The organism is Micromonospora sp. CP22 (assembly GCF_009712475.1).
GTDB lineage: Bacteria > Actinomycetota > Actinomycetes > Mycobacteriales > Micromonosporaceae > Micromonospora.
In genome coordinates this window covers 202,091-223,930 of record NZ_VCJO01000005.1, presented here as the reverse complement: position 1 = coordinate 223,930, position 21,840 = coordinate 202,091, and the positions used below count along the sequence as shown (strand labels likewise).

Here is a 21,840-nt window from a genome sequence, read left to right as displayed (position 1 = left end):
AGGCGAGCAGGGTGGCCAGGCGGCTGCCGGACGAGAGGGGTGGCCGTGGTCAGCATCGCGCCGGGTACGCCCTGCTGGGCCGACCTGGCGACGCCGGGACTGGACGCGGCCCGCCGGTTCTACCCGGAACTGTTCGGCTGGACCGGCCGGGTCGACCCGGAGCCGGAGGCGGGCGGGTACACGGTCTTCCTGCTCGGCGGCCGGGCGGTGGCCGGGGTGGGTCCACCGGCGGTGCCGGACCAGGTGCCGATCTGGTCGACGTACGTCGCCACCGACGACGCCGACCTGGTCGCCGGTCGGGTGGAGCGGGCCGGTGGGCAGGTCGTGGTGCCGCCGTTCGACGTCTTCGACCGGGGCCGGATGGCGGTCTTCACCGACCCGGCCGGGGCCGCGTTCAGTGTCTGGCAGCCGATGACCTTCGCCGGTGCCGAGGTGTTCGACACTCCCGGGGCGATGAGCTGGACCGAGCTGGTCACCCCCGACCCGGACGGGGCGAGGGTCTTCTACGAGCTGGTCTTCGGCTGGCAGCCGGAGGAGGAGCCGATGGGGCAGGCCGCCTACACCGGATGGCGGCTCGGCGACCGTCTGGTGGCGGGCATGATGCCGCCGCTGGGTGACGATTTCCCGGCCGACTCCCCGGCCTACTGGACGCTGTACTTCTCCGTCGCCGACGCGGACGCCACCGCGGCCCGTGCCGCCGAACTGGGCGGCACGATCCTGGTCCCGCCACGGGACGTACCCGCCGGTCGTCTCACCGCCCTCCGCGACCCCGACGGCGCCCTCTTCTCCCTCATCGCCCTGGCCTCCTGACCCACCTTCACGCTCCTGGTTCAGGACGAGTCGCGGCCCAGGTCGGGTGCCCCGACCGCGCCGTCGCGGGTGGGGCGGGTGGGTAGGACCAGGGGACCGTGCGGGCCGGGGATGACGCGGACGCTGGCGCGGTAGTGGCGGGACAGCAGGTCCTCGGTGAGGACTTCGGCAGGGGTGCCGGCGGCGACGATCCGGCCGTCCGCCAGCAGCACCATGCGGTCGGCGTACTCACCGGCGATGGAGAGGTCGTGCATGGTGGCCACCACCGTCAGGTTGTGCGTGCGACGCAGCTGGTCGACCAGTTCGAGGACCTCCTGCTGGTGGCCGATGTCGAGGGCGCTGGTGGGCTCGTCGAGCAGCAGCAGGGTGGCGCCCTGGGCCAGCGCCCGCGCCAGGAAGACCCGCTGCCGCTCGCCACCGGAGAGGGTGGCCAGCTCGCGGTCGTGGAAACCGGCGAGATCCAGCCGGTCGAGCACCTCGTGCACCACGGCGAGGTCGGCAGCGGACTCCCGGCCCAGCGGCGCGATGTACGGGGTACGCCCGAGCAGCACGTAGTCCAGCACCGCCATGCCGGGCGGTACGACAGGTGCCTGAGCGACCGTGGCCACCACCCGGGCCCGTTCCCGGCGCCGCAGCTCACCGATCGGCGTACCGAACAGCCGGACGGCGTCCGGCGTGGGCAGCAGGCCACCGACGGCGCGCAGCAGCGTGGACTTGCCCGCGCCGTTGGGACCGATCACCGTGACCCACTCACCGGCGCTGACGGTCAGGTCGACGCCGGTGAGGATCGGTGCACCGTCCAGGCTGATCCGCAGGTCACGGAGGTCGACGGCGGGGACGGACGGCGTCATGTCAGCACCCGCCGGGCCGAGCGCAGCACCACCACGAAGAACGGGCCGCCGAGCAGCGCGGTGACCACCCCGATCGGGATCTCCTCGGGCGCGGCGGCGGTCCGCGCCACCACGTCGGTCAAGGCCAGGAAAGCCCCTCCGAACAGCAGCGACAGTGGCAGGATCACCCGGTAGCTCGCCCCGGCCAGCATCCGTACGGTGTGCGGCACGATGATGCCGACGAAGCCGATCAGGCCGGAGGCGGAGACCGCGGCGGCGGTGCCGAGCGAGGCGGCGGCGATCAGCAGGTACCGGGACCGCTGCGGGTGCAGGCCGAGGCTGGCCGCCTCGTCGTCGCCGACCGAGAGCACGTCCAGCTCCCGGCCGTGCAGCAGGGTGATCAGGCTGGTCAGCGCGAAGTACGGCAGGACCAGCAGGACGTCCTGCCAGCCGGCGGTGGCCAGCCGCCCGAGCAGCCACGAGTACACCTGCTGGAGGCTCTCCGCGTGCTGTTGCAGCAGGTACGTCTGACCGGCGCTGAGGAACGCGGAGACGGCCACCCCGGCCAGGATCAGGGCGGCCGGGGAGCGGCTGCGCCCACCGGCCGAGCCGAGCAGGTAGGTCATCGCCACCGCACCGAGGGAGCCGACGAAGGCGGCCAGCGGAACGGTGACCGGCAATCCGCTCAACGCGCCACCAGCCCCGACCCCCAGGGTCAGCACCACGGTGACCGCCAGCCCGGCCCCGGCCGCCACGCCGAGCAGGTACGGGTCGGCCAGCGGGTTGCGGAACACCCCCTGGTAGGTGCCGCCGGCCAACGCGAGCAGCCCGCCGACCAGCAGGCCGAGCACCACCCGGGGCAGCCGTAGCTCGGTGACGATGGCGATCTCCCGCTCGGTGAGCCCGCTGTCCAGGTGTACCCCGGGCAGCAGGTTCAGCAGCTCGATCGCGACACTGCCGGGCGGCAGGCTGACCGGGCCGAGCGACACCCCGACCACCAGCGTGACGAGCACGGCGAGCACACCTGCGGCGAGCCAGCGCTTGCGCAGGCCCGCCGGTCGGGGCGGGGTGAGAGCCCCGACCGGCGCGTCGCCGTGGCGCTTCAGCGAGAGGGCCATGGCGGGGAACCTGTCACCGCCCGGCGTTCATCGTCACTGGGACACCTTGGCGATGGCGTCGACGATCGTCCGCAGCAGGTCCACCACGCGCGGCCCCCAGCGGGAGGCGATGTCGTCGTCGAGTTCCACGATCTGGTTCTGCCGCACCGCGGTCAGCGCCGACCAGCCACTGCGTGCCTTGACCGTCGCCGCGTTCTGTGCGCAGCACTTCACGTCGGACAGGAAGATGAAGTCGGGATCGGCGTCGACGATCACTTCCTGGGACAGCTGCGGGTATCCGCCGTTCTTGCCGTCGGCGTCGGCCGGGTCGGCGATGTTCTCCAACCCGGCGAGGCTGTAGATCGAGCCGATGAAGGTCTTGCTGGTCGCGGTGTACAGCTCCGGGCCCAACTCGTGGAAGTAGGTGAGCGGCTGGGCCCGCTGCGGCACCTCGGAGACGAGCTTCGCGATGTCGTCCTTCATCCGCTGGACCACGTCGGCCGCCTCGGTGGCGTTGCCGGTGAGAATCCCCAGCTCGGTCATCTGCCGGTAGGACTCGTCGAGCGTCTGCACCGCCGGGGTCTGGTAGACCGGGATCTTGAGCGTGGTGAGCTGGTCGACGATCTTGTTGCGGTCGTCGCTGAGCACCACCAGGTCCGGGTCCTTCGCGGCGATGGCCTCGGCGTTCGGCTGGTAACCGGAGAGATCCGACTTCGGCGCGTCGGCGGGGTAGTTGGACTGGTCGTCGACGGCGACGACCTGCGGACCGGCACCGACGGCGAAGAGCATCTCGGTGGCGCTCGGCGACAGCGAGATGATCTTCTGGGGCCGCTCCTCCAGCGTCACGGAGCCGACCGTGACGGGGAACGAGGTGTCCGAGCCGCCGCCGGTTGCGGGAGCGTCGGTGGTCTTCTCGGCGCAGGCGCCGAGCGTGAGCGCGGCCACCGCCAGAGCGGCGGCGAAGACCTTGGGGGTACGTCTGAACATCGGTCCTCCTGTCGGTCGAGGATGTGCTGCTTCGCCGACAGAGAGCCGAGGTGGCACCCGTCCGCGAGGCGCCCTTCCTCGAGAGCGCGGTTCGCGACCACGCCCCAGGCGACCTGGCTCATCCCCGGTAACGGGGCATCACAGTTGCGGGACAGCGCCGGTGTCTCACCGGCTTCGCTGGAACGGGTCGGTTAGACCGTAGCGCACGGTGCGACGGGGCCCTGCGGGGGACACCGCAGGGCCCCGTCAGACCTCAGCGGGTGTTTCAGGAGGCGGTGATGGTGATGTTGTCCACCGCCGCCTCGACGAGGCTGGCCGTGGAGACGTCCGCGGCCTCTACCAGGATCCGGATGGACTGGCCGGCGTACGGCGTGAGGCTGAGGTTCGACACCGTCCAGGAACCGTTGCGGTTGCTGGCCGCGCCGGTCTGGTTGAGCAGCGTCGTGGTGCCGCCGTTGTGCACCACGCTGACCCGGAAGTAGTCCGCCGAGGACGAGTTCGAGCCGTGGGCCAGATACCACGCCAGGGACAGCGTCAACGTTCCGCTGGACGGCAGGGTGATGGCCGGGGATCGGGCGCTGGTCACGCCGCCGTCGACGTCGTAGTCGCCCGCACCGCTACCGGCGAGCCGGCCGGTGACCAGGTCGTTACTGCCCGCGTACGGGGTGAGCTGCTTGGCACCGCTGGAGTTTGTGGCCTGTGCGGCACCCCGTTCCCACTGACCCGACGTCGCGGTGTCGGTGCCGTTGGGGTTGGTCGTCCAGCCGGTCGAGGTCTCGAAGGTGTCCGACCAGACCGTGGTGCCCCCACCGCCGCTACCGCAGTACTGTGCCTGCTTGCCGATGGCCCGGTACGGGCAGTCGGCGTACTCGGAGAGGATCAGCACCGCCTCACGGTTGCGCGAGGTCTGCTGCGGGATGACCTCGTCGGGCGGGTAGAAGCCGCCGCCGGAGGCCGAGCGCGGGTACAGCTCGAAGGTGTACGCCCAGATGCCGTGGTTCGCCCACATCCAGTCGATGCTGCTGCCGTCGGTGATGTACAGGTCACTGGACTGCTGCGGGGTGAAGCCGTTGGTCGCCGCCATCTGCCGGCCGATGGTGGCGAAGGTGTTGTACTGGTCGGCGGTCATGCCCGGAGCGGTGTTGTTGTACGTGTAGCCGTACGGCCAGAGCACCAGCTCGGAGTAGGTGTGGAAGTCGATGTTCGCCTTGATCTGCTGCACCCCACCGACGACCCGGCTGTTGACGAAGTTGCGCAGCGCCTGCGTCTCGGGAGCGGAGAAGGCCGACGGCCCCCGGTAGGTCTCCGAGGAGGTGGAGCCGGACGAGCCGCCGCAGCAACCCCAGTTGTAGCCCCAGTTCCGGTTCAGGTCGGTGCCGACGTACGACGATCCGCTGTTGGGTTGACGGTTCTTGCGCCACGACCGGTAGGAGCCGGTGGCGATGTCGTACTCGCTGCCGTCCGGGTTCACCGACGGCACGATCCAGATCTCCCGGTTGTTGACCAGGTTGGTGATCCGGGAGTCGGAGCCGTAGTTGTCGGTGAAGAGGTTCATGAGGTAGAGCGCCATCTCGACGGTCAGGTGCTCGCGGGCGTGCTGTTGGGCGTTGAACAGGATCTCCGGCTCGTTCTCGTCGGTGGCGACGTTGTCGGAGATCTTCACCGCGACCAGGTCACGGCCCTCGTACGAGGTGCCGATGCTGATCTTCCGTGCGATCGTCGGGTGATCGGCCACCACCTTGTTGACCGCCGCGATCATCTCCGGATAGTCGTGGAAGTTCGAGTCGGCCGCCGGGAAGCCGAGTGCGCCGACGTCCCCCTCGGCGTGGCTGTGGCCCCGGTCGTTCGGAACCTCGGGGATCTCCTCCAGTCGGAACCCGAGCCTGGTGATCGCGGCGGCTTCGGCCCGGGTGGCCGAGACGTGCAGCACCCCGTGCTCGGAGTAGTCGATGGCGGCACCGGTACGGGCGACCGCGCTGCGGTCGGCGAGGGTCTTGGGGCCGAGCACCCGATAGGACGCCGCCGCCGGTTGTTCGTCCCGGTTGGGCACCGGATCGGCGGACACCGGTGGCGCGGCGATGGTCAGCAGGCCGAACCCGGCGGCGACGACGAGCGCCAGGGAACGGCGGACAGAGATGGAACGGAAGGCCATGGACAACCTCCTGGAGGCGCGGTAAACCCGCACGGTGGCGGACAGCCCACCACCAGTCACATGGTCATATCAACATTGATCGTTGTTTGGCCCATCCCAGCCGGATCCTCATGTCGGCGACATGCATCGCCGACATGCCACGAAACCGGGTGGCCGCTCAGCCCTTCTCGTCGGCGGACCGGTCGTCCGCCGCGCCGTCGACCTGGTCCTCACCGGCCAGCGCCGTCCGCAGGCGTTCCTTCTCCACCCGGCGACGCTCGGCGGCGGCGGCCATCTCCTCGGCCATCTCGTCGCGCAACCCCTTGAGCAGGAAGAACGACACGGCGGCGGAGAACAGCAGCGCCAGGATCAGCTTGAGGAAGATGTCCATGTCGACCGGCCACAACGCGGCCACCACGACCACGAACAGGCCGATCCGGCCGAGCGTGTACTTGACCGCCGCACTCACGTTCGTTCGCTCCGCTCGCTCACGTCACCACTTCCGTATCTCCACCGTCCGCGACGGCACTCCGGTAGATCCTGCCCGACCACCCGGTCCACCTGGTCGCCCGGCCTGCCGCACCACCCGGGACGCGGAGTCTCAGCCGGTGCGGTTGGCCAGCCAGCGAACGCCGGGAAACCAGATGACCGCGTAGACCACGGTGAACGTGGTCGCGGCGAACACGCCGGACAGCAACGCCGGCAACCCCGCCGCCGCACCGGCCACCAGCAGCCCGGAGACCACCGCCGTCGCCACCGCCACCAGCCCGGCCACCACCCGGGGCGCACCGAAGCCCCAGGCGCGGAAGTCCTCCCAGAACAGCCAGGCCGGCAGGATCACCGCCAGCCAGCCGTTGGCCTGACCGAACTCACCCGCGCCGAACCAGGCGAACGCCCCGTCGAAGATCGCTAGTACCAGCAGCCCGATGACCACCCCGGCCAGCGCGATCCCCATCAGGTCACCCAGGGTGCGGATGCGCCCCTCGGCGTCCCGACGGGGAAAGGTGCTCTGCTGCTCAGTCATCGTCGTGCCAGGGTACGCGTCGGGTCAGGCCCAGACCTGCTGCGGCTCGGACCGGCGCTCGGCCAGCGTGGGAGCGGCGTCGTACTCGCGGACCACCTCGTAGCGGGTGTTGCGCTCGACCGGACGGAACCCGGCGTCCCAGATGAGGTGCAGCAGGTCGTCGCGGTGCATGGTGTTCGGCGTCCCGTACGAGTCGGCGTCGTGGGTGATCTTGTATTCCACGACCGAGCCGTCCAGGTCGTCCACACCGAAGTTGAGCGACAACTGGGCCACCGACAGGCCGTGCATCACCCAGAAGCACTTGACGTGCGGGACGTTGTCGAACAGCAGTCGGGAGACGGCGAAGGTCTTCAACGACTCGGCCGGTGAGGCCATCGTGGTGCGGGCCTGGATCCGGTTACGGATCTTGCCGTCCGCCGAGTCCACGAAGTCGTGCTGGTAGCGCAGCGGGATGAAGACCTGGAAGCCGCCGGTCTCGTCCTGCAACTCGCGCAGCCGCAGCACGTGGTCGACCCGGTGCCGGGGCTCCTCGATGTGCCCGTAGAGCATCGTCGACGGCGTCTTCATGCCCTTGCTGTGGGCCAGGCGGTGGATGCGCGACCAGTCCTCCCAGTGGCAGGCGTGGTCGACGATGTGCTGTCGGATCTCCCAGTCGAAGATCTCCGCGCCGCCACCGGTCAACGACTCCAGACCGGCGTCCATCAGCTCGTCGAGGATCTCGTCGGCGCTCAGGCCGCTGATCTTCTCGAACCACTGCACCTCGGTGGCGGTGAACGCCTTGAGGTTGACCTTCGGCAGCGCCGCCTTCAGCTCACGCAGCACCTTGGGGTAGTAGCGCCACGGCAGGGTCGGGTGCAGGCCGTTGACGATGTGCAGCTCGGTGAGCTGCTCGTCCTCCATCTCCTTGGCCTTACGAACCGCCTCGTCGATGCGCATGGTGTACGCGTCCTTCTCGCCCGGCTTGCGCTGGAACGAGCAGTACGCGCAGCTCGCGCTGCACACGTTGGTCAGGTTCAGGTGCCGGTTGACGTTGAACATCACCCGGTCGCCGTTCATCTCGGTGCGCTTGTGGTGGGCCAGCCGCCCCAACCAGGTCAGGTCGTCGCTGGCGTAGAGGGCGATCCCGTCCTCACGAGTCAGTCGCTCCCCCGCGTACACCTTTGCTTCGAGTTCGCGCTTGAGTCCGGCGTCCATCGAAAGCCCCGTCCCCTTCCACCTGCGGTCGCGACCGGAACGCGGTCGCCACCCGAGCCTACGTCGGCCGTGCTGGCAACTCACATCGTGGGCGTCGCCAGCAGACTCTCAGGCTCCCGTTACCCGTAAGGACATCGACACCGGTGCGCCGGGTGAGGTAAGACAGGGTGGGGCACGACACACACTGGTAGCGTCCCGAACCGCCGCGCGGACCGAGCGTGGCAGAGCAGCGCCGGACGGGGAGCGGGATGATCGACAACGCGGACGGACGGCAGCGGCGACGAGGGCCGGTGATCTCACCGGTGCTACGGCCGGCGCTCTGGTCCGCCCTGCTCGCCGCGGTCGCCAGCGCGGTCCTCGCCACACCTGCGTACGCCGAGCCGGGCGTCCCCGTCACGGTGCCCGACACCGGCTCCCGTCCGGTCGTCACCGGCCAGCTCCAGCTACCCGGCGCGCCCGCCGGCACCACGCCCGGCCTCCCGTCGCTCGACACCCCGGTCGCCAACACGCTGGAAGCCCAGATCAACGCCGCCGAGGCTCGCGTCGCCGAGCTGGGCACCCAGCTACTCGAACTCGAGCAGCAGCGCAACGAGGTACAGGCCCAGTTCAACGCCGCCCAACGGGATCTGGAGTTCGCTCGAGGCGCGGTCCGGCTGGCGCAGCAGCGCGCGGATCAGGTCGCCGCCGAGGCGCTCAAGGCAGCCGCCGCACTGCCGCCCGGCGACTTCGCCTCCGACCTGCGTCACCTGGAGCTGCTCAGCCGGGCGAACCGGGGGGAGAAGGTCGAGCACGCCACCGGCCCGGCCGAGGGTGAGCTGGCCCGCACCCGGGCCGACGAGCAGGTGGCGACACAGGCGTACACGGCCGCCCAGTCCCGGCTTCAGGGCGTCGAGCAGCAGTACACCGCCACCCGGCAGGCGCTGCGCGACGCCGAGGCGAAGCTCATCAAGCTCCGCGACGAGAACGCCGCGAAACTCGTCGAGCTGGCCCGGCAGCAGGAGGCCGCCGAGCAGCAACTCGGCGCCGACTACGTCGACCAGCCGGCCGGCGGCCTGGTCGCCCATCCCGTCGCGCAGGCCGCTGTCGCGTACGCCCGCAAGCAGCTCGGCGACCCGTACGTCTGGGCGGCCGAGGGCCCGGACGCGTTCGACTGCTCGGGCCTGATGTGGGCGGCGTACCGGTCGGCGGGCTACCGGCAACTGCCTCGGGTCTCCCGCGACCAGTACCGCGCGACCCGCTCCCGGACCGTGCCCCGCAATGCTCTCCTCCCCGGTGACCTGCTCTTCTTCGCCTCCGGCAGCAACTGGCAGAGCATCCACCACGTGGGGATGTACATCGGCGGCGGAAAGATGATCCACGCGCCGACCACCGGCGACGTGGTGAAGATCTCCACGGTCCGCTGGTCCCGGCTCTACGCCGCGACCCGGGTGGTGGGCGCGGTTCCGGCACCGACGTCCTCGCCCACCCCGTCGCAGCCGCCGACCCCCACGCCGAAGCCGACGCCCAAGCCCACGCCGAAGCCGACGCCCACCAAGACGCCGAAGCCGACCCCGTCGCCCACCCCGTCGGGCAGCACGACGCCGTCGCCGACCCCCTCGGGCTCCACCACCCCGTCGCCGACCCCGTCGGACTCGACCACCCCGTCCGCGACCCCGTCAGACTCGACCACCCCGTCGGCCACCTCGTCGGCGCCCGCCTCGCCGACCCTCGGTGCCAGTAGCCTCACGCCGACCACCTCCACCGGCACGGTCGATCCGACCACGGGGGCCAGCAGCGCGACGCCGGAGGACAGCGCCTCGGCCAGTCCTTCGGCGGCCAGCGGACGCTGACCCGGCCGGCACCCGTCCCGGACGGCAGGTGCGCACGTCACGGTACAGGTGTGATCGGTAACCACTGATGTCCGATTTGTCGGCCGCCGATGACACCTGGAACGGGGTATGCGCTCTGGGTGTGCCGCGCGGGTGGAATGTGGCACGGTGTCTCTCAGGCATTCCCGGTCCCGGCGGTACGGGTCCGGTTGCGAGCGTGGCGCGGAGGCGACGATGACGGAGCACGAGGTTCCGGCGGGACCGGTCAGTCCGGCCCCCACCCCCACCGCCACCGCCGAACAGAGCGCCGGCACCGCCCCGGCACCGGCAGGGAACGAGGCCGCCGCCGAGGCTGCGGAAACCTCGTCGCCCGCTGCCCGTGCCACGGCGGGTGCCGCCGACCATCGGTCGATACCGGCCCGAGGCCGGGCAGGAGTCGCCCGGGTAGCGGTACCCGGCAGTGTGGCCCACGGCGAGCCACCGGTCGGCACGCCCGGATCTGGCGGGGGAACCACCTACCGCGCCACCGCCACCGCCGAACCGGTGGCGGGCGGAGCTGTCGCCGCTCCCGCAGCAGCGGCGGGCGGAGCTGTCGCCGCAGCACCGGCAGCGGTGACGGGTGGAGCCGTCGCCGGTCCCGCAGCGGTGGCGGGTGGAGCCGTCGCCGGTCCCGCAGCGGTGGAGGGCAGCGTCGCCGCAGGTCCCGCCGCAGCGGCGGCGGTGACCGGGAAGGCGAGTGTCCCCGGGCAGCGGGAGGCGGCCTCGCCGGACCGGGAGGCCGGAGCGGCGAAACCGGCGCGGGCCAGCGTCCGGGTACCGGGCATCAGCCGGGTGAGCGCGGACGAGGCGCAGTCGGCCGGAGGCGGCGGCAAGGCGAGCGGCGTCTACCGGTCCGCGCCGACCGAACCGAAGCCGGTCACGCCGCCGGAGCCCGCCCAGCCACGCGAGCCGGCCGAACCACCGACACCACCCACCCCTGAGCCGGAGCCCGCTCCCCGCCCGCCGACACCCGAACCGACCCCACCAGCGCCGGCCCCCACCCCGGCGCCCGTACCGGCCCCACCCGCGCCGACCCCGCCACCGCCAGCACCGACCCCACCGCCTGGGCCGTACCCTCCGGAGCCGCCGCCCGGCCCCCGGCCCACGCCACCGGTTCCCGGGCCACCGACGCCGCCGCCCGGCCCTCCGGTGCCCCCGCCGCCACCGCCACCGGGCCCGATGCCGGCACCACCGTTTCCGCCTCCTCCGGCGACCGCCGGGGCCGCGCCTTCCGCCGCACCGTCGCGGGCGGTCCCGCCCACCGGTGGGGGAATCGCTGCGGCACCTGTCGTACCGGCCCCGGCCCTGCCGGTCTGGCCGCCACCGACCACCCCCGCCGGGCGTCGGGACGACCCGGCGCCCATCTCACCGGCGATGGCACCACGACCCTCGGCGCGTCCGGGCCTCCGTCCGGGCTCGACCACCCCGATCGCCGCCGTCACCACGCCGGAGACCGGCCCGGGAACGATCCGACCGTCGGCCGGATCCGAGCCCACCGCCCGGGTGGGGACCGGCGCTCCGGCGACGCCGCACGTCGCGCCGCCCCAGGGGCACCGCCCCGGAGGTACCGACCTGAGCGCGTACTACGCCGGAGGGGAGAGTTCCGCGACGGTGGCCTTCCCGGCCGGGGAGGAGAACTCCGGCTCGTTGACCGGGCACATCCTGGCTCAGGGCTGGGCGGACACGGCCAGCGAGAAGTCCAGCAGCACGCTGCGCGTGGTGATCCTGATGGCCATCGCGCTGGGGGTGTTGGTGGCGATCAGCGTCTTGGTGGTGCTCTTCGCGAACAACGCGCTGTCCGGCTTCGGCAGCGGCCTGACGGGGTGACCGAAGGCTCGCGGAGGGTGGTGAGTCCGCCCACTACCCGACTCCACGGCGCGTGGGCCGCCGCCGCTCGCCGTACACTGGGCAGCGATCATTGACCTGGCGCGTGACCACGCGCCCATGGGCGATCTTGCGGAAGATCCGGCGGCCATGGCCGCAGCGGGACATCGCGAAGATGCGCCCCGCTTGAAAGGCAGTTCTTGACCACCTCCGCTGACCTCAGCATGCCCCCGTTCTCTCCCGACCTTCCCGCCGCGCCGCAACCGGCCGGCACCACCACCCCCGACACCCCGGTCACCTTCGGCACGCTGGGGCTTCCCGCGCCGCTGGTCCGCGCCCTCGACCGGCAGGGCATCACCACTCCGTTCGAGATCCAGCAGGCCACCGTGCCCGACGCGCTCGCCGGGCGCGACGTGCTGGGTCGTGGGCAGACCGGCTCCGGCAAGACCCTCGCGTTCGGGCTGCCGCTGCTGGCCCGGATCGCCGCCGGTGAGCGGGCCCGCCCCCGGCGGCCACGCGCGCTGGTCCTGGTGCCCACCCGGGAACTGGCCATGCAGGTCAACGAGGCGCTGCTGCCGCTGGGCAAGGCGGTCGGCGTGTTCCTCAAGACCGCCGTCGGCGGCGTCCCGTACGACCGGCAGATCGATGCCCTGCGGCGCGGGGTCGAGGTGGTGGTGGCCACCCCGGGTCGGCTCGCCGACCTGATCGACCGGGGTGTCTGCCAGCTCGACGACGTCGAGATCACCGTGCTCGACGAGGCCGACCAGATGGCCGACATGGGCTTCCTGCCCGAGGTCACCGAGTTGTTGGCGAAGACGCCGGCCGACACGCAGCGGCTGCTCTTCTCGGCCACGTTGGACGGTGACGTCGACGCGTTGGTGCGGCGGTTCATGACCGACCCGGTCACCCACTCGACCGCACCGCCGACCGCAGCCGTGTCCACCATGGACCACCACCTGCTGCTCATCCCGCCGCAGGACAAGTTCCCGGTGACCGCGTCGATCGCCGCGCGGGCGGGCCGGACCATCGTGTTCGCGCGTACCCAGTTGGGTGTGGACCGGCTGGTCAACCAGCTCGCCGCCGTGGGCGTACGCGCCGGTGGGCTGCACGGCGGCAAGACCCAGCGGATGCGTACCCGCACCCTGGCGGAGTTCCGCGAGGGGCGGACCAGCGTCCTGGTCGCCACGGACGTCGCGGCCCGGGGCATCCACGTCGACGGTGTCTCCCTCGTGCTGCACGTCGACCCGCCGAAGGACCCGAAGGACTACCTGCACCGCGCTGGGCGTACCGCCCGAGCCGGTGAGGCCGGTGCGGTGGCCACCCTGGTGCTCCCGAAGCAGCGCCGCACCACCCTGGCGATGCTGGAGAAGGCCGGTGTGGAGCCGGCCCAGGCCCGGGTACGCGCCGGTGACCCGGTCCTGGCCGAGCTGACCGGGGCGCGGGAGCCCAGCGGGGTGCCGGTGCGGGACGAGCCGGAGCCGCCGCGCCAGCGCAGCAGCAGCCGACCGGGTGGACCCCGCCGCTTCGGCGACCGGCCCACCGGGGAACGCCGTTACGCCGACCGTGGTCACCGGGGCGACCGCCGCTACGCGGAGCAGGCACCGGGCGACCGTCGCTACCACGACCACCCGCGCGGCGAGCGTCGTTTCGGCGGTGAGCGGGGCGGCCGGTCGGAGGGTTGGAGCCAGCGCGAACGGCCGCGCGAGGACCACCGAGGTACGGGCGGCCGATCGCGGGCCCACAGCTACTGACCTGGGCGTTTCGCTCGCGGTGCTGGTCTTCGGCGCATACGCTGCCCGGCTCGTCCGGGTGGCGTAACGTCCGGCTCATGTCGACCACGCCGAAGTCGTTGCTGTGGACCCGTACGGATACCGCGGGTGCCGAGCACGCCGTGGTCGACGACGGCCACGGGCTGACGGCGCAGGGCACCCAGGTGGCCGTCGACCCGGTTCCCTACACCTGTCGTTACCAGGTGACCACCGACACCGACTGGACGAGTGTCCGTCTGGAGGCCGAGGTCGAGGGAGCCGGGTGGCGGCGCAGCGTACGCCTGGAACGGGCGACGCGACGATGGCGGGTGACCGCCGCCGAGCAGGGTGATCTCGACGCGGTTCTGACCGCCGCCGGGCACGCCCCGGCCGGGCTGCCCGGCGTGGAGGACCAGGACCGGCTGGCCGACGCCCTGGACGTGGACCTGGGCGGCTCGCCGTTGTTCAACACCCTGCCGCTGCGTCGACTCGGCCTGAACACCGCGCCTCCGGACACCGCCCACTCGGTAACCGTGGCCTGGGTGCTGCTGCCCAGCCTGACCGTGCTGCCCACCGAGCAGCTGTACACCGGGCTGGGCCCACACCGGTTCCGCTACGCCAGCGACGGTTTCAGCGCCGAGGTCGAGGTGGACGCCGACGGCTACGTCCTGCGCTATCCCGGCCTGGCCGAGCGCGCTCCCACCCGCTGAGCTGACCACCACCCGGCCACGCCCTCGACGGCCCGCCGGTGGCTCAGGTCGGCCAGGAGCCGTCGGTCAGGAAGCGGTCGATGGTGGCCAGGTGTGGCGTCAGATCGAGGCCCTGCTTGGCCACCCACTCGTCGGCGTAGTAGGTGTCGGCGTACCGGTCGCCCGCGTCGCAGATCAGGGTGACCACCGAGCCCGTACGGCCGGCGGCCAGCAGTTCGGCGATCAGGCCGAAGGCGCCCCACAGGTTGGTGCCGGTCGAGCCACCCACCCGTCGGCCCAGCACCGCCGAAGCGGCCCGCATGGCCGCCAGGGACGCCGCGTCGGGCACCCGCACCATCCGGTCCACCACCGAGGGCAGGAACGACGGCTCGACGCTCGGGCGGCCGATGCCCTCGATCCGGGAGCCTCGGCCGGTCCGCACCGACCAGTCAGCCGCCTGCCAGGCGGGGTAGAACGCGGAGTTCTCCGGATCGACCACGCAGAGCTTGGTGGGCAGCCGCCGGTAGCGGGCGTACCGGCCGATGGTGGCGCTGGTGCCGCCGGTGCCCGCGCCGACCACGATCCAGGCCGGTATCGGATGCCGTTCCAGGGCAAGCTGCGCGTAGATCGACTCGGCGATGTTGTTGTTGCCGCGCCAGTCGGTGGCCCGCTCGGCGTAGGTGAACTGGTCCATGTAGTGCCCGCCGGTGTCCTCGGCGAGCCAGCGTGCCTCGATGACCACCTTCGCCGGGTCCTGGACGAGGTGGCACCGGCCGCCCTGGAACTCGATCTGGGCGATCTTCTCGGGCGAGGTGGAGGCGGGCATCACCGCGATGAAGGGCAGCCCCAGCATCCGGGCGAAGTACGCCTCGGAGACCGCCGTGGAACCGGACGACGCCTCGATGATCGTGGTGCTCGGCCCGATCCAGCCGTTGCACAGCCCGTACAGGAACAGCGAGCGGGCCAGCCGGTGCTTCAGCGAGCCGGTCGGGTGGACCGACTCGTCCTTGAGGTAGAGGTCGATCCCCCACTGCCGGGGCAGCGGGAACGGCAGCAGGTGGGTGTCGGCGGACCGGTTCGCGTCCGCCTCCACGGCCGCGATGGCCTCGGTCACCCACCACCGGCTGGCCTCGTCGCACCGGTCGAGTTGAGTCACGCCGGAAACCTAGCAGCCGACCTGCGGCAGCGGGCTCAGGCGGTCGGCGGCAGGCTCAGGCGGTCGGCGGCAGGCTCAGACCGTCGGCGGCGGAGCGACCGGCTGCGGGCGGTTCTCCCACTTGGTCGACAGGGCGATGCCGGTACGGGTGGAGGCGACCCCGGGTGTCCGGTTCAGCCGGACGATCAACTGCTCCAACTCGGCGATGGTGCCCACCCGCGCCTTGAGCAGGAAGGATTCGACACCGGCCATGAAGTAGCAGGATTCGATCTCGGGCATCGCCCGGAACGCCTCCAACACGTCGTCGGTGTCCGCCCCGGAGTCCTCCACGATGCCGATCAGGGCGGTCACGCCCAGTCCGATGGTCTCCGGCTCGACCTCGGCGCGGTACGCCCGGATGACGCCCCCGGATTCCAGCTTCCCGACCCGCTCGTGCACCGCCGGGGCGGACAGGCCGACCTGTCGGGCAAGTTCGGCGTACGACAGCCGGGCGTTGCTGCGGAGCAGGTCCACGAGGTTGAGGTCGATGGCGTCCACGGACTGTGACCCTAGTCGGCAGGGCGTAACACCCGGACTCCGGCATCCGTTTGACCTGGCAGCGGGTGACAGTTCGCATACCCGGGGTTCGGAGGGCGTGACGCCGGTACCATTTACTAACTTCCCACTCAGTGCGTTTTTCGCGTTTGGCGGACACGCCAGGTCGCTGGTGCTGTAATTGCCATACGTCCCTCATGACGGCTCTGGGCTCGCACCGGCCGGGGGCAGTGTGTTCAGCCGGGGGCTTCGTCGACGCGAGGAGGGGGCTGTGGACACTGGAGATCGCCTGCTGACACCGGGTGAAGTCGCCGCACTGTTTCGGGTTGATCCGAAGACTGTGACGCGATGGGCGGCGGCGGGTCGGATCGGGAGCATCCGGACTCCAGGAGGGCATCGCCGGTTTCGGGAATCCGAGGTGCGGGCCCTGCTTGAAGGGGAGGGCATGCTGGACGAGGCGGAGGAGATGGGTAAACCGCGTAACGCGGGCCCGACCGCCTCGACCGGCCCGGTCGGCCCGGCGAATGCCGGCCCGGCGAACGCCGGGATGTACTGAAGTGCGGGTCGGGACGCGGACCGGCCGTCAGGTCCGGTCCGCGTTCAACTTCCCGGCCCAGCGCGTGAACAGGGTGTGCGGCACGTCGAGGGCGTCGAGCACCTTGCCCGCCACGAAGTCCACCAGCTGGGCCGCGGAGGCCGCGGCACCCGCACCGTAGAAGCCGGGACTGGCTGGCAGCACCACAGCACCAGCGTCGTGCAGCGCGATGAGATGTTCCAGGTGGCTCCGGGTCACCGGCGTCTCGCGGGGCACCACCACCACGCGTCGCCGTTCCTTCAGGTTCACCTCGGCCGCACGCTGCAACAGGTCCTTGGACAGGCCGATGGCGATCCCGGCGCATGCCGCCGTGCTGGCCGGCACCACCACCATCCCGCGTACCGGGTAGGAACCGCTGCTCGGCCCGGCCGCGAGGTCACCGGCAGGCCAGTGCCGCAGGTCGGCCGCGCCGATGTCCCGCCCGAGCCAGCCGGCCAGGTCCTCGGCCCAGTGGCCGTCCCGGAACGGCCGTCCGGTCTCGTCGAGGACAGTCAGCCGGGCCGCCCGGGAGACGATCAGGTCCACCGGCTGCCCGGCGTCGAGCAGGCCGCGGATGACTGCCGCCGCGTACGGGGTGCCGGAAGCCCCGGACACCCCGACCACCCATGGTTCGCGCATCCCCCCAGCCTGCCTGGTCACCCGTGGTCTGGGTCGGGCACCCCGCCCGCGTGTCCTAGGTGCCCGTGATCACCGCAGGTCGGACCGTTACATCGCCGATGCCCGACGGGTCTGCGCGGGCCACCGTGGGCTGTCATGCTGCCGGGTACGCGGGCGTGGGCGGGCGGAGAGGAAGTGTGATGACCGACGAGATCATCTCGTCGTCGGCCCACGGTGCCCACGACGTCCTGGCGGCCCTGCGGGCCGCCTGTCCCATCCCGGCACGGCTTTCCCCGCACGCCGACGACGTGCAGGGTTGGCTGGTCTCCGAGCTGCCGTGGGACGCGCCGACCCGTGAACGGCTGGGGCTGGCCGGTTTCGCCCGCTACGCGGGTCGGCTCTATCCCGACGCCACCGAAGCCGACCTGCGCGTCCTGACCGCGTTGTTCACCTGGTTCTTCCTGGTCGATGACGCCTGCGACTCCGCCGACCGCAACGCTCCGGAGGAGATCCGCGCCCTGCGCGACGGAGCGGTCGCGCTGCTGCACGGCGGCACCCGGCTGCGGCACCCGGGGCTGATCGGTCCGCTCCGTCGGCTGCTGGTCCACGCCTCACGGGAGCCGTACCGCCGGATGCCCGCCTGCTGGCGGCTGCGGTTCGCCGACGCGGTCGCCCACCACCTCGACGGCACCTGGCAGGAGGCGGTCAACAAGACGAACGGGCACGCGCCCGGTGTCGAGGAGTACGTCGAGCTGCGCCGGGCGACCTCGGCGGCGTACGTGTCGTATCCGCTGGTGGAGTTCGTCAGCGGCCGACCGCTGCCCGACGCGGTCTACCACCACCCTCGGCTGGGTCAGCTGCGCGCCGTCGGCAACGACCTGCTGTCCTGGTACAACGACATCGCCTCGCTGGACCGGGACGCGGCGGTGTCCGGCGGTCACAACCTGGTGCTGGCGTTGGCCGCCGCGCACCGCCTGCCGCTGGCCGCCGCCGTCGAGTTGGCGGCCGAGCGCTGGCACGACTCGATGCGCCGGTTCGTCAGCCTGCGCGACTCGGTGCCCTCGTTCGGTCCGGCGTTGGACCCGGCGGTCACCGCCCACCTCGACGGGGTGGCCCGAGCCGTGCGCGGCACCGTCGACTGGACCATGGAGAGTGCCCGCTACGCCCTAGCGAAGGAAGGGCCCCTTCCTAACGCCTCCGGTATAGGAAGGGGCCCTTCCTAACACCGCGCACCTGCGGACGTCCGGGCGGCCGCGCTCAGGGGCGCAGGCCGAGCCGGACGACCAGGTCGAGCAGGGCGAAGGCGAACAACGCGATCCCGACGAACCCGTTGGCGGTGAAGAAGGCCCGATTGACCCGGCTCAGGTCGGTCGGCGTGACCACCAGATGCTGGTAGGCGAAGGCGACGGCGGTGAGTGCCAGCCCGATCCACCAGAGCCAGCCGAAGCCGACCAGCACGCCGAACCAGCCGAACAGCGCGAAGGTGACCACGTGCGCCACCGTGGAGGCGTGCAGCGCGAAGCGGCGACCGTACCGGGCCGGCACGCTGTGCACACCGATCTCCCGGTCCACCTCGTCGTCCTGGCAGGCGTAGATCAGGTCGAAGCCGCCGATCCACAGCCCGACGGCCACGCCGAGCAGCCAGGCCGGTCCGGAGCCGGCGAGGGTGCCGGTGACCGCGAGCCAGGCGCCGACCGGCCCGACCATCTGGGCCACGGCCAGGATGGCGTGCGGCCAGTTGGTGAACCGCTTGCCGTAGGGGTAGACCACCAGCGGCACCACGGCCAGCGGCGCGAGCACCAGACAGAGCGGGTTGAGCAGGGCGGCGGCGACCAGGAAGACCACCAAGGCGACGCCCGCGCCGGTCCAGGCCGTGCGCAGGCTCACTGCCCCGGTCACCAGTTCCCGGTTGGCGGTACGCGGATTCCGCGCGTCGATCTTGCGATCCAGGATCCGGTTCGCGGCCATCGCGAACGTCCGCGCCCCGACCATCGCCACGGTGATCAGCAGCAGGTCGAGCCAGCGCACCCGCCCGCCGTTCACCTGCATCGCGGTCAGCGCGGACAGGTACGCGAACGGCAGCGCGAACACCGAGTGCTCGATCGCCACGAGCTTGAGGAAGGACTTCACCCGCCCGGGGCGTTCGGCGGGCTGCACGGCGGTGGCGGCCATCAGATGCCGTACTCCTTCCACCGCTTGTCGACCAGCGACACGACCTCGGGAGTCATGGTCATCTCCTCCGGCCAGCCCCGGTGGTAGCCCTCCTCGGGCAGCTTGCGGGTGGCGTCGATGCCGGCCTTGCCGCCCCAGAACTGCTGGTACGAGGAGTGGTCCAGGTGGTCCACCGGCCCCTCGGTGAGCAGCAGGTCCCGGGCGTAGTCGACGTTGCCGAACGCGCGGAAGGCGACCTCGCGGTAGTCGTGCACGTCGCAGTCCTCGTCCACGATCACGATCAGCTTGGTCAGCGACATCATGTGCGCGCCCCAGATCGCGTTCATCACCTTCTGGGCGTGCTTCGGGTAGCGCTTGCGGATCGACACGATCGCGCAGTTGTGGAACACCCCCGCCGCTGGCAGGTCGTAGTCGACGATGTCCGGGATCAGGAACCGCAGCAGCGGCGCGAAGATCCGCTCGGTGGCCTTGCCGAGACCGTGGTCCTCCTGCGGCGGCTTCGAGGTGACGATCGAGTGGTAGACCGGGTCACGCTGCATGGTCATCGCCTCGACGTGCAGCACCGGGAACGGCTCGACCGGGGTGTAGAAGCCGGTGTGGTCACCGAACGGACCCTCCGGCAGCCGCTCACCCGGCTCCAGGTAGCCCTCCAGCACGATCTGCGCGTGCGCCGGCACCTGCAAGGGCACGGTCAGGCAGTCGACCATCTCCACCCGCTCGCCGCGCAGGAACCCGGCGAACAGGTATTCGTCGATGTCGGCGGGCAGGGGCGCGCTCGACGCGTAGCTGACCACCGGGTCGCAGCCGATGGCGATGGCGACCGGCAGCCGCTGGCCGAGCCGCTCGGCGACGGCGTGGTGCGCGGTGGAGTTCTTGTGGATCTGCCAGTGCATCCCGAGGGTGTTGTGGCTGTGCTGCTGGAGCCGGTAGAGACCGAGGTTCCGCTTACCGGTCTCCGGGTGCTTGGTGTGGGTCAGCCCGAAGTTGTGGAAGATCCCGCCGTCACCCGGCCAGACCTGGAGTCCGGGCAGCCGGTTCAGGTCGACGTCGTCCCCCCGGTAGACCACCTGCTGGCAGGGGGCGGTCTTGACCTTCTTGGGCGGCATCGACTTGAGCTGCATCACCTTGCCGAGGCCGCCCATCATGCCGGCGAAGCCCACCGGCAGCTCCGGCTTGAGCATCTCGCCGATCCGGTCACCGATCTCGTCCAGCGACTCGACGCCGAGCGCCATCGCGGTCCGCTTCTCGGTGCCGAACAGGTTGATCGCCAGCGGCATCTCGCCCCGGGTGGGCTGCTCGAACAGCAACGCCGGCCCGTCGGCCCGTACCGTCCGGGTGACGATCTCGCTGATCTCCAGCGTCGGGTCGACCGGGACGCCGACGCGCCGCAGTTCGCCCGCGCGCTCCAGCGCCGCGAGAAAATCCTTCAGATCGGTGTACGGAAAACCACGAGCCGCCATGCCGCAAGTCTCCCCCACCGCCCTGAGGTGTAAGGAAGGGCCCCTTATTAACGCCTGAGGTAGAGGAAGGGTCCCTTCCTAACAGGCGCCCCCGCAGACGGATCACTGCGGGACATCGCGATCCGGCGAATTTTGCGATGCTTGTTCCGCCCAGCCGGGCGCAGACCACGCAACCGGCACCCGTGTGCGCAGCTGCGACAGCTACGCCCGCCGTGGCCGGGTTCCCACCAGGAGTGACAGATGGGCCAGGACCGGTCAGACGTCTCCCGCTTCGCAGCGCCGGGTCGGCTGACCTCCGCCGGGTCGTACGCATCACTGCTCGACGCGGTGCCGTCGGATCCGGCGGGGATCGCCCGGACCATCCAGGGGTTGCTGATCCACGAGCACGTCGCCGGGGAGTACGGGGTGACGTTGACCGACGCCGACCGGCAGACCGTGCACCTGCGGCGCGCAGACGAACTGCTCGCCCGGATCGCGGGCTCTCCGGACGACCAACCGCTGACCGTCGCGCGTACCCCGGAACAGCGCATGCCGGGCAACTGTCGGCACTACTCCCTGCTGATGGTCACCGCGCTGCGGGCCCGGGGCGTACCGGCTCGGGCCCGGTGCGGGTTCGGCGACTACTTCGTCGACAACTGGTACGAGGACCACTGGGTGGCGGAGTACTGGAGCACCGAGCAGGCTCGCTGGATCATGGTCGACGCCCAGCTCGACGCGCGCCACCACGAACTCCTCGACCTCGACTTCGACTTCACCGACGTACCACGGGATCGGTTCCTGGTCGCCGGAGAGGCGTGGGCCCGCTGCCGTGCCGGTGCGGCCGACCCGGACGCCTTCGGGCTACACGGGATCAGCGAAGGCGGCTGGTGGTGGATCGCGGGCAACCTGATGCGCGACGCCGCCGCGCTGCACGGGGTGGAGTTGCTGCCGTGGGACGCCTGGGGCGTGATGCCCGGTCCCTTCGAGAAGGTCAACGATGAGCGGGCGGCCCTCTTCGACGAGCTGGCTCGCCTCACCCGGGAGCCCGACGAGCACGCCGACGAGCTGCGCCTGCTGTACGCGGACAAACGCCTACGCGTCCCCGCCGTCGTCACGAACGGGTTGCGCGCCCGCGACGAACCGATCTGATACGCCCGGGTCGTACC

General features: G+C 71.4%; 20 protein-coding genes and 1 riboswitch. Of the genes, 8 read left to right on the top strand and 12 right to left on the bottom strand.

Translation table 11 applies throughout. From position 1 onward, the window contains the following. Positions 1–45 precede the first annotated feature (45 nt). Positions 46–810 carry a VOC family protein gene (locus FF096_RS11835; protein WP_309223125.1) on the top strand — a complete coding sequence of 255 codons (765 nt, stop codon included), beginning with the start codon at positions 46–48 and terminating at the stop codon, positions 808–810. A 20-nt stretch (positions 811–830) separates the two neighbouring features. Here the strand turns inward: FF096_RS11835 and FF096_RS11830 are convergent, their stop codons facing one another. The 7 genes from FF096_RS11830 to mqnE all read right to left on the bottom strand — a co-directional run bounded on the left by FF096_RS11830 (position 831) and on the right by mqnE (position 8,073). Then, complete coding sequence (locus FF096_RS11830; RefSeq protein ID WP_155217318.1) at positions 831–1,661, bottom strand: ABC transporter ATP-binding protein; 831 nt, start codon at positions 1,659–1,661, stop codon at positions 831–833. Further along, on the bottom strand, positions 1,658–2,758 hold the full coding sequence (locus FF096_RS11825; RefSeq protein ID WP_155217316.1) for an iron ABC transporter permease: 1,101 nt from the start codon (positions 2,756–2,758) through the stop codon (positions 1,658–1,660). The genes FF096_RS11830 and FF096_RS11825 overlap by 4 nt, the downstream gene beginning before the upstream one ends. Before the next feature lie 33 nt (positions 2,759–2,791). After that, a complete protein-coding gene (locus tag FF096_RS11820) occupies positions 2,792–3,724 on the bottom strand; it encodes an ABC transporter substrate-binding protein (protein ID WP_155217314.1) in 933 nt (310 codons plus the stop codon). 65 nt (positions 3,725–3,789) lie between these two features. Further along, positions 3,790–3,927, bottom strand: a riboswitch (adenosylcobalamin (AdoCbl) riboswitch). Between the two features lie 62 nt (positions 3,928–3,989). Continuing rightward, a complete protein-coding gene (locus FF096_RS11815) occupies positions 3,990–5,876 on the bottom strand; it encodes a M14 family zinc carboxypeptidase (protein ID WP_155217312.1) in 1,887 nt (628 codons plus the stop codon). A 157-nt stretch (positions 5,877–6,033) separates the two neighbouring features. After that, positions 6,034–6,324: a DUF4229 domain-containing protein gene (locus FF096_RS11810; protein ID WP_309223124.1), complete on the bottom strand. Its 291-nt coding sequence runs from the start codon at positions 6,322–6,324 to the stop codon at positions 6,034–6,036. A 132-nt stretch (positions 6,325–6,456) separates the two neighbouring features. Next, positions 6,457–6,879 (bottom strand): hypothetical protein, encoded by a 423-nt coding sequence (locus tag FF096_RS11805; RefSeq protein WP_155217310.1) that lies wholly within the window; start codon positions 6,877–6,879, stop codon positions 6,457–6,459. Positions 6,880–6,903: 24 nt separating this feature from the next. Next, positions 6,904–8,073, bottom strand: coding sequence for an aminofutalosine synthase MqnE (gene mqnE / locus FF096_RS11800; protein WP_155217308.1), 1,170 nt, complete (start codon positions 8,071–8,073; stop codon positions 6,904–6,906). A 248-nt stretch (positions 8,074–8,321) separates the two neighbouring features. On the opposite strand from mqnE, the gene FF096_RS11795 reads away from it, so the two are divergent. The 4 genes from FF096_RS11795 (at position 8,322) to FF096_RS11780 (ending at position 14,202) form a co-directional block, all read left to right on the top strand. Then, entirely contained in the window at positions 8,322–9,902 is a 1,581-nt protein-coding gene (locus FF096_RS11795; protein WP_155217306.1) for a C40 family peptidase, read from the top strand. Between the two features lie 213 nt (positions 9,903–10,115). Further along, positions 10,116–11,747, top strand: a complete 1,632-nt coding sequence (locus FF096_RS11790; protein WP_155217303.1) for a hypothetical protein — start codon at positions 10,116–10,118, stop codon at positions 11,745–11,747. A gap of 221 nt (positions 11,748–11,968) precedes the next feature. Next, positions 11,969–13,495: a DEAD/DEAH box helicase gene (locus FF096_RS11785; protein ID WP_155217650.1), complete on the top strand. Its 1,527-nt coding sequence runs from the start codon at positions 11,969–11,971 to the stop codon at positions 13,493–13,495. A gap of 77 nt (positions 13,496–13,572) precedes the next feature. Next, the gene (locus tag FF096_RS11780) at positions 13,573–14,202 is read left to right on the top strand and encodes a putative glycolipid-binding domain-containing protein (protein ID WP_155217301.1); all 630 of its coding nucleotides are present in this window, start codon (positions 13,573–13,575) and stop codon (positions 14,200–14,202) included. Positions 14,203–14,245: 43 nt separating this feature from the next. On the opposite strand, the gene FF096_RS11775 is transcribed toward FF096_RS11780, so the two are convergent. Further along, positions 14,246–15,337: a PLP-dependent cysteine synthase family protein gene (locus FF096_RS11775; protein ID WP_309223123.1), complete on the bottom strand. Its 1,092-nt coding sequence runs from the start codon at positions 15,335–15,337 to the stop codon at positions 14,246–14,248. Positions 15,338–15,412: 75 nt separating this feature from the next. Next, complete coding sequence (locus tag FF096_RS11770; protein WP_309223122.1) at positions 15,413–15,874, bottom strand: Lrp/AsnC family transcriptional regulator; 462 nt, start codon at positions 15,872–15,874, stop codon at positions 15,413–15,415. A gap of 268 nt (positions 15,875–16,142) precedes the next feature. On the opposite strand from FF096_RS11770, the gene FF096_RS11765 reads away from it, so the two are divergent. Next, entirely contained in the window at positions 16,143–16,427 is a 285-nt protein-coding gene (locus FF096_RS11765; RefSeq protein ID WP_309223121.1) for a BldC family transcriptional regulator, read from the top strand. A 27-nt stretch (positions 16,428–16,454) separates the two neighbouring features. Here the strand turns inward: FF096_RS11765 and FF096_RS11760 are convergent, their stop codons facing one another. Beyond that, positions 16,455–17,084 (bottom strand): UbiX family flavin prenyltransferase, encoded by a 630-nt coding sequence (locus tag FF096_RS11760; protein WP_155217299.1) that lies wholly within the window; start codon positions 17,082–17,084, stop codon positions 16,455–16,457. A 179-nt stretch (positions 17,085–17,263) separates the two neighbouring features. On the opposite strand from FF096_RS11760, the gene FF096_RS11755 reads away from it, so the two are divergent. Next, complete coding sequence (locus FF096_RS11755) at positions 17,264–18,286, top strand: terpene synthase (protein ID WP_155217297.1); 1,023 nt, start codon at positions 17,264–17,266, stop codon at positions 18,284–18,286. Positions 18,287–18,320: 34 nt separating this feature from the next. On the opposite strand, the gene mqnP is transcribed toward FF096_RS11755, so the two are convergent. Together mqnP and FF096_RS11745 are read right to left on the bottom strand one after the other, a co-directional pair. Then, on the bottom strand, positions 18,321–19,235 hold the full coding sequence (gene mqnP, locus FF096_RS11750; RefSeq protein ID WP_155217295.1) for a menaquinone biosynthesis prenyltransferase MqnP: 915 nt from the start codon (positions 19,233–19,235) through the stop codon (positions 18,321–18,323). Continuing rightward, on the bottom strand, positions 19,235–20,695 hold the full coding sequence (locus FF096_RS11745; RefSeq protein WP_155217293.1) for a menaquinone biosynthesis decarboxylase: 1,461 nt from the start codon (positions 20,693–20,695) through the stop codon (positions 19,235–19,237). The genes mqnP and FF096_RS11745 overlap by 1 nt, the downstream gene beginning before the upstream one ends. Positions 20,696–20,935: 240 nt before the next feature. Between FF096_RS11745 and FF096_RS11740 the strand changes: the two genes are divergently transcribed. Next, positions 20,936–21,823: a transglutaminase-like domain-containing protein gene (locus FF096_RS11740; RefSeq protein WP_155217291.1), complete on the top strand. Its 888-nt coding sequence runs from the start codon at positions 20,936–20,938 to the stop codon at positions 21,821–21,823. The last annotated feature ends 17 nt before the right edge of the window (positions 21,824–21,840 follow it).